The organism is Lactiplantibacillus sp. B652, from assembly GCF_023806745.1.
Classification (GTDB): Bacteria; Bacillota; Bacilli; order Lactobacillales; family Lactobacillaceae; genus Lactiplantibacillus; species Lactiplantibacillus pentosus.
Map to the genome: position 1 here is coordinate 1 of NZ_JAMSKY010000029.1, position 7,870 is coordinate 7,870.

At 41.4% G+C, this 7,870-nt stretch carries 5 protein-coding genes and 5 pseudogenes; 6 read left to right on the plus strand and 4 right to left on the minus strand.

The genetic code is table 11. From position 1 onward, the window contains the following. The 5 genes and pseudogenes from MZO40_RS16305 to MZO40_RS16325 all read left to right on the plus strand — a co-directional run. A pseudogene (locus MZO40_RS16305) lies at positions 1-106 on the plus strand (IS5/IS1182 family transposase); the annotation flags it as partial. Positions 107-449: 343 nt separating this feature from the next. Then, positions 450-581: pseudogene (locus MZO40_RS16310) on the plus strand (IS982 family transposase); the annotation flags it as partial. A 78-nt stretch (positions 582-659) separates the two neighbouring features. Next, complete coding sequence (locus MZO40_RS16315) at positions 660-2,312, plus strand: peptide ABC transporter substrate-binding protein (protein ID WP_252133436.1); 1,653 nt, start codon at positions 660-662, stop codon at positions 2,310-2,312. 20 nt (positions 2,313-2,332) lie between these two features. Beyond that, positions 2,333-3,409 carry a M42 family metallopeptidase gene (locus MZO40_RS16320; protein ID WP_013726917.1) on the plus strand — a complete coding sequence of 359 codons (1,077 nt, stop codon included), beginning with the start codon at positions 2,333-2,335 and terminating at the stop codon, positions 3,407-3,409. Between the two features lie 18 nt (positions 3,410-3,427). Beyond that, entirely contained in the window at positions 3,428-4,195 is a 768-nt protein-coding gene (locus MZO40_RS16325; protein ID WP_208192579.1) for a gamma-glutamyl-gamma-aminobutyrate hydrolase family protein, read from the plus strand. Positions 4,196-4,399: 204 nt separating this feature from the next. On the opposite strand, the gene MZO40_RS16330 is transcribed toward MZO40_RS16325, so the two are convergent. Next, positions 4,400-5,278, minus strand: coding sequence for an IS3 family transposase (locus MZO40_RS16330; protein ID WP_309487050.1), 879 nt, complete (start codon positions 5,276-5,278; stop codon positions 4,400-4,402). 5 nt (positions 5,279-5,283) lie between these two features. Continuing rightward, on the minus strand, positions 5,284-5,535 hold the full coding sequence (locus tag MZO40_RS16335; protein WP_072540947.1) for an IS3 family transposase: 252 nt from the start codon (positions 5,533-5,535) through the stop codon (positions 5,284-5,286). A 72-nt stretch (positions 5,536-5,607) separates the two neighbouring features. On the opposite strand from MZO40_RS16335, the pseudogene MZO40_RS16340 reads away from it, so the two are divergent. Then, positions 5,608-6,906 (plus strand): annotated as a pseudogene (locus MZO40_RS16340) (FAD/NAD(P)-binding oxidoreductase); the annotation flags it as partial. A 134-nt stretch (positions 6,907-7,040) separates the two neighbouring features. Here the strand turns inward: MZO40_RS16340 and MZO40_RS16345 are convergent. After that, positions 7,041-7,760, minus strand: a pseudogene (locus MZO40_RS16345) (reverse transcriptase domain-containing protein); the annotation flags it as partial. 6 nt (positions 7,761-7,766) lie between these two features. Continuing rightward, positions 7,767-7,870: pseudogene (locus tag MZO40_RS16350) on the minus strand (IS5/IS1182 family transposase); the annotation flags it as partial.

Below are 7,870 nucleotides of genomic sequence, written 5' to 3' on the forward strand. Positions count from 1 at the left end.
GCTAGATAAATGTCGGCGCCTTTGGAAAAATTGCGAACGACATCTTAGTACTAGTCGCCAAATGGTTGTTTTAGCTTATTTGATTGTGATGCTCAAAAGATATTAGACAGGTTCTTAGAGGTTACTTTCACCTAACGACTCATTATCCCTTCTCACTTAACGGGACTCCCTGAAATGATTTCGCAAAGTTACTCTCCTCATCGCTGCATTTCTTTCAATCAAATTTTAATGTGCCTTTAATCTAACCCATGAAATTTTAATTGTCAACATAATTTTTAAAAATAATCATTTTTAGTCGGCCTTTAATATAAAAAGATCCCGTTAAATGCCAAGGAAATTAACATTTTAACGAGATTATTTTTCAAAAAATAAATTTAATTTTCACCCAACAACCGTTTTAGACGAGCAATTCGTTCATCCAAAGGTGGGTGCGTATCAAATACTAGGATAGGAGCACTACCTTAGTTAGTGATTTTGGAATTGAAACTAACTTAACGCGGAGTGCCTTTGGCTTTCAACTAAAAATTGAACTGGCAATTTTAGTCTATAATTTAGGATTTTTTAATTTTGTGACGAACTAGCACCACGCGTATTGACATAAAGCTCAAAAGGTTTATGCTTGATAATATTAAAATTTAATGAGGAAACAAGGAAATATTATGAGTATTTCTGTAATTAAACGATCATTATTACCGCTTGGTATTCTAGCAACGACAGTTTTGCTGGCGGCATGTGGCTCCAAGAGCTCTAATCAAGGGTCGACTAAGCTGGCATCAAATCAAAAGATCAGCTTATCCACGACAGCTGAAATTACCAGCTTGGATTTGTCAAAAATCTACGATACAACGTCGTTTATTCAAATTGATCAAACTTTTGAAGGCTTGTATCGATATGATGCAAACGGAAATGTGGAACCTGCGCTGGCAACCAAGACAAAAATTTCTAAAGATGGAAAAACATACACGATTAACATTCGTCACAATGCCAAGTGGAGTAATGGCGATCCCGTGACCGCAAAAGATTTTGTCTATTCTTGGCAACGGGCCGTCAATCCTAAAACGGCCAGTCAATACACTTACCTTTTTGATAATGTGAAAAATGCCGATGCCATTGTGAATGGTAAACTTTCACCAAATAAGTTAGGTGTGAAAGCAAATGGGAAATATCAACTAAAAGTTCAACTTGCTCGTCCAACGACCTACTTCAAAATGGTAATGGCTCGTGAGACGCTTTACCCACTTGATCAAAAAGTTGTCGAAAAATATGGTAAAAAATACGGAACATCTGCTAAATACACTGTGTACAACGGCCCATTCAAAAATGTTGGCTGGACTGGAATCAATGATTCCTGGAAGCTGGTTAAGAATAATCAGTATTGGGATAAAAAAGCAGTCAAACTTTCTCAGATCAATTACACAGTTGCCAAATCGCCAAGCACAGCATATAACCTGTTTCAATCTGGCAAACTTGATTTAATCAGTCTTGTTGGTGAACAAGCGAAACAACTTGGGAAGAGTAAAGATGCTGTTAAACGGCCACTAGCCGCAACAGAGTATCTGCAATACAACCAACGTAAAGGCGTCTTCAAGAATCGTAACTTACGGTTGGCTTTCTTTTTAGCTTTGAATCGAAGTCAATTAGTTAACAAAGTGATGCAAAATGGATCAATTGTTTCGAAAGGATTTGTGCCCGCCGATTTCGCCAAGAACCCTAAAACCGGTGAGGATTTTGCCAAGGAAGCGTATGTTCCTGGAACAGTTGATCATGATGCGACTAAGGCAAAGCAATACTACAAAAAGGCCTTATCACAATTGGGTAAGAAGAATTTAACTATCAAGCTCTTGTCCGCTGATGATGATCAAACCAAAGATGTCATTGAGTTTATTCAAGGTCAACTTCAAGAAACGTTACCAGGTCTCAAGGTTGAATCAAGCAGTATTCCATTTGCCTCGATGCTTGCAAAAGCTTCAGCTGGAAACTTTGAAGTTAACTTTATAGGTTGGTCCGCTGATTTTGCTGACCCAATTTCGTTTCTTTCCCAATTTACATCAAACAACCCAGAAAATAGTGGCAAGTGGAGCAGTCAAGCATTTGATCAAGCTATCAAAGATTCCAATAACAAGGATTCGAATAATGCCACCAAGAGATGGCAAGATTTAATCAATGCTGAAAAGATTTTGGCCACTGATCAAGGAATTACGCCGATTTATCAAGCCAATGGGATTGACCTGGTTAACCCGAAGTTGAAGGGGGTTGTCCATGATCGAATTAATGGACATTATGACTACAGAACAGCTTATTTAACCAAATAATTTGAAAAAGGGGTAATATCTTGGATAAGAAGTCAGCACTAAATTTAATTGAACATTTATCCAATGCAAATGGACCAAGTGGCTTTGAGGACGAAGTAAAGGATTACGTCGTTCAAACAGCTTCCAGCTTTAGTTCCGTTCACGCGGATCACATGAACAACGTCTATTTGAAAAATAATCAAAATTCACCTTCTAAAGGCAAAACTTTGATGCTGGATTCACACTTGGATGCCGTTGGTCTGATTGTTCAAGCCGTCAAGCCAAATGGAACCATTAAATTTGTTCCGCTCGGTGGTTGGGTACCGGCCAATTTAACTGCAGAAAAAATGCGAATCCGAAACCAAGATGGAGAATGGATCACCGGTTTGGTTGCCACCAAGCCGCCTCATTTCATGACAGAGGCAGAAAAGAAAAAGCCGATTGACATTGCCAACCTGGTGATTGATGTTGGAACGAACAGCGCTGAAGAGACCAAGGAGGTCTTGAAGATTGATACGGGTTGTCCCATCGCACCTGACACTGAGTGGGAGTACTTCAAAACTCAAGATGTCATGATGGGCAAGGCATTTGATAATCGAATTGGCACTGCATGCTTGATGACGGCAATGTCTGACCTGGCTGAGGAAAACTTGGATGTTAACTTGGTCGGTGCGATTGCATCTCAAGAAGAAGTCGGTTGTCGGGGCGCAAAAGTGACTGTTAAAAAGGTTCATCCAGACATTGCAATCTGTCTTGAGGGATGCCCAGCTGATGACACGTTTACGCCAGAATGGCTGATCCAAACCGGGTTAAAGCGTGGGCCAATGCTGCGTGATATGGATACTTCCTTTATTGCTAATCCGCATTTTCAACAGTTGGCTGTAGATCAAGCCCACCAGAACGGTATTCCATTTACCCGCGCTGTTCGGACTGGTGGTGGAATTGATGGCTCTGAATTGCTTGAGTTCCAAGGGGCACCCACCATTTGTATTGGGATTCCTGTTCGTTATGAACATACTAACTATGGATTTGTGGCATATTCTGACTTCGAAAACACCGTTAAATTACTGAAGGCAATTATTTTGAGCCTCAATGATAAGGTCATTGACGGTCTATAAATCAAGGAGCTGGTAGATTTGGATAAACAATATGTAATTGGATTGCCCGCAGAGACTCGAATCATTAATAACCTTGCAAGAAATACCGTCAACGATGACGAAGTCGCTGGCGTCATCAAACACGGTGGGGTACCAGTGCTCATCCCCACCCGCAATCCAGAAATCATGGAGCATTACGTTGACTTGATTGACGGTTTGCTGCTGCCGGGTGGGCCGGATGTTGCGCCGAAGTTCTATGGTGAAGAGCCGGTTCAAAACCTCGGCGACACAGATGCCTTCTTGGATGCCAGCGAAATCGCGTTAGTCAAATTAGCGGTTGCCAAACGCAAACCAATTTTTGGGATCTGCCGGGGCGTCCAAGTGCTAAACGTTGCCCTTGGTGGTACCCTTTACCAAGATTTGTACAGCCAACGGAATCATCCAACCCTCCAGCATTACCAAAAGGCGCCGATGCCACAGGGAACCCACACTATTTCTATCACTCCGGATTCCTATTTGGCCAAAATTATCGGCCAGGGTGATTCGACTTTGGTTAATAGTCACCACCACGAAGCTGTTAAAGCGGTTTCTGCTCAACTCAATATTTCGGCATTGGCAAAGGATGGCGTGATTGAGGGCGTTGAAAGCCAAGATGACGACTTGATCATTGGAGTTCAATGGCATCCAGAAGCGATGTTTCGGACCGATGAGAAGCAAGACGCGTTGTTTGCGGATTTCATGGCGCGAGTGGAAAAATTCGCAAACCAGAAAGTTGCGCATGATTCGGTTCCCACTGAGAATGAATAACAAACTAAAGGATCTTTGATAGGCCAGCCCCCAACTGGTTTACCAAAGATCCTTTGTTATTCATAGTGTTCAGTTGTTGAATTGGATTGAAGTCAATATTTGAGACAGGTTTTAAGAGACATTCAGAACCGCGTTTACCTTCCACAGCTCAAATAAATCATTAATCGTGATTAATAACTTATTTGAACCATGGAAAGCATTAAATCAGGCGGCCATTTGGCTCGTAAGTGTTGCGATTTCAACTTGTAAGGGGGTCTGGTAGCCCAGTGAACTATGAATTCTCTTCCTATTGTAGAAAGCATGCACATATTCAAAAAGAACAGCAGCGGCAGTTTCATAATCTTCAAAGACCGGCACTGGATAAACACATTCCTTTTTGAGGGAAGCGTGAAAGGATTCCATTGGCGCATTATCATACGGACAACCCTTACGGCTGTATGAGTGGCGGATATGTAGCTCAGTTAAACGTTGATTGTAATCATCGCTGGTATACTGTGATCCTAAATCCGTATGGATAATCAGGTCCCCAGTAATGGTTCGATTTTTAACCGCGCTTTCAAGGGTCTTTACGACTAAATCAGTAGCCATCTTTTTTGGGAACGAATAGCCGATAATCCGTCGTGAGTGCAGGTCCATGATGGTTGATAAGTAACACCAGCCATTACGCTTCGTTTGAATATAGGTCATATCAGCGGTCCATTTTTGATTTAAACCAGTGGTCGAGAAATCCTGCTTAAGCAAGTTGGGACGCTGTTCAACCTTGGTTTTGGAAGCCGAAGCCGCTTTCCACTTATTGACGGTAACGGAGTGGATATCCAGTTCCTTCATGAGCCGGGAAATCCGTCGTGGACTGCACCGAAGCTGCAGTGGTTGAAGTTCCAGATTCAATTCATGGTGGATCTTCATAACACCGTATCGCTGCTTAAATTCCGCAAAGATCCGCAGAATCCGTTGTTTCAAGCCCGCATCTTCGGCCCGGCGGGGGGATCGATAACGATAATACTGAGCTCTGGAAACACCGAGGATTCGGCACATCTTGGTTACCTGGTGGTGATGGCTTTCTTGGTGAATGTAATCAAAGATATTGGTTACTTCTGCGCAAGGAAGCCCAGGGCTTTTTTTAGGATTTCGTTCTCCTCAGACAGCGAAGCCAGTCGCTTTTCCATCGCTTTGATTTCGTCTAGCGATTTACCGGATTGAGTTTTGGCCTGGCCCTGGATCCACTTATGAACGGTTGAATAGCCAATGCCATATTCTCTGGCCAGTTGGGCAGCTGATTCACCTTGCTTATATAGGTTGATAATGTTTTGTTTAAATTCTTTGTCGTAACGAGTTGGCATGTAAAAATTCCTTCCTTTTGAGAGACGATTTATTCATTATACCCTCTCTTAAAAGTTGTCTCAGGAATCAGCTTACATCCATATAATGATGTAGATGTAACTGTTTATGAAGCTGGCGACTTTATTTCATTTATGTCCTGTGGTATGCAATTATACTTAGAAAATAAAGTTACGGCTGAAGATGACGTCAGAAACTTTGCTCCTGAAGATGTTGAAAAGAAGGGCGGTCATGTTTATGCCAACCATGAAGTAACCGCGATTCATCCTGAACATAAGACAGTAACAGTTAAGGATTTAACCAATAATTCTGAAGAAGAAGTTCAATATGATAAGTTAATTCTTTCATCAGGTGTAACGCCAAAGTTTTTACCAGTACCTGGCAATGATCTTAAGAATATCTATTTAATGCGTGGACGTGATTGGGCTTCTAAGTTAATGAGTGCTGTTAACAATCCAGCAATTAAGAATGTTGCTATTGTTGGTGCTGGTTATATTGGTACTGAAGCTAGTGAAGTATTTGCTAAAGCTGGCAAGCATGTAACTTTAATGGACATGATTGATCGTCCATTAGGAACTTACTTGAACCCTGAATTGCTTGATGTTTTGGAACCTACCTTTAAGAAGAATATGGACTTGAAGATGGGCGTTAAAATTGAAGGCTTCAACGGTAATGAAAAAGTTGAAAGCGTCAAGACCGATCAAGGCGATATACCAGCTGACTTGGTTATTGTTTCAGCAGGGGTAACTCCTAATACTGATTGGCTAAAGGACACAGTTGATTTAGATCAAAGAGGCTGGATTAAGACTGATCCATACTTGAGAACGAATGTTAAAGACGTTTACGCTATTGGAGATGCAATTTTGCCACTTTCTATTCCAGCAGGTAAGCCAATGCCAATTGCTTTAGCTACTACTGCTAGAAGAGAAGCACAATATGTGGTTGATCATATCTTTGAAGATAAGCCAGATCGCGCTTTCAAGGGTGTTATCGGTGCTTCAGCTCTTAGCGTCTTTGACTATCACTTCGCTACTGCGGGATTAAATAAGTTTTCAGCTGCTAAGAATAAGCTTGATTGTCAAACTAGCTTCTATGAAGATCATATGCGTCCAGCTTATGTCCCAGAAGCAGATAATCCTAAGGTATATGTCAGCTTAACCTTTAATCCATATACTCACCAAATCTTAGGCGGTGCTGTCCTTTCTAAGTATGATATTACTGCTCAAGGCAATGTTTTAGCTTTGGCAATTAGTCATAAGATGCGCTTGGAAGACTTGGCTGAACAAGACTTCTTCTTCCAACCAGGATTTGACCGTCAATGGAGTTTGCTTAACCTAGCTGCTCAACATGCATTAGGTATGGCAAGATTCTAATTTAATCGTTAATAAAAATAAATTATAAAGATAAAAACTAGTCATGTTTTATCGAGTAGGAGATAATTGATTAGTTCAATTATCGACCTCTCACACCACCGTACGTACGGTTCCGTATACGGCGGTTCGACAACTTAATCATATTGAATTGACTGGAGCGTCTTGGACATATTCATAAGTCCGAGTTGTTCCAGTTTTCTATTAGTTAGAGAATAGCTCAAGGTCTTACTATGTGCAGTTCGCCAGTAGCCCTTTCGGGTACTAGCGAAGACATATGCATCATGCTGGGACAGCCCCAACTTCTGTAAGTTAGTTACCTTAGTTTTAAACTTTTTCCATTGCTTCCAAATATACTGCCTTATTCGGACCCTCAACCACTTGTCAAGGCGTTGAATAAAGTTAGTTAGTTTCCCAATTGAGTAGTACTGAAGCCACCCACGCATTTTTCGATGAATTTCTTCAAACATTCTTGTCAGAGATATTCCACGATTACGTTTAGTTAATAACTTCAGTGCTTTCTTTACTCGTTGTTGCGATTGTTTAGCTGGACGGGCGTAGGCCCCATTGTGGTCTACACCCAACGAAAAGCCAAGAAACTTCAACCGTAGCGGGCTACCGACTTTGGTTTTATCTGGGTTCACTTTAACTTTCAAGCGCTTTTCTAGAAACTGGGTAATGCTTCGCATTACTCGTTCTCCGGCCCGTTGACTTTTAACATAGATGTTACAATCATCCGCATAGCGCACAAAGTGATGACCACGTCTAGTCAACTCTTCGTCCAACTCATTTAGATAGATGTTCGCCAGTAGTGGTGACAATGGCCCTCCTTGTGGGGTTCCTTTTTCACTCTTAGAACCTGTTTAAAATCTTCTTAGGAGTAATACCAGAAACGCTAAGATAACCATTTGACGACTTGAATTGAGTTTACGCTCACAGTTCTTCCAAAGTCGTCGACATTTATCCA

Coding starts and splice junctions, on each gene's coding strand:
- MZO40_RS16315 (WP_252133436.1), top strand. CDS start 660: ATGAGTATTTCTGTAATTAAACGATCATTATTACCGCTTGGTATTCTA.
- MZO40_RS16335 (WP_072540947.1), bottom strand. CDS start 5,535: ATGCCAACTCGTTACGACAAAGAATTTAAACAAAACATTATCAACCTA.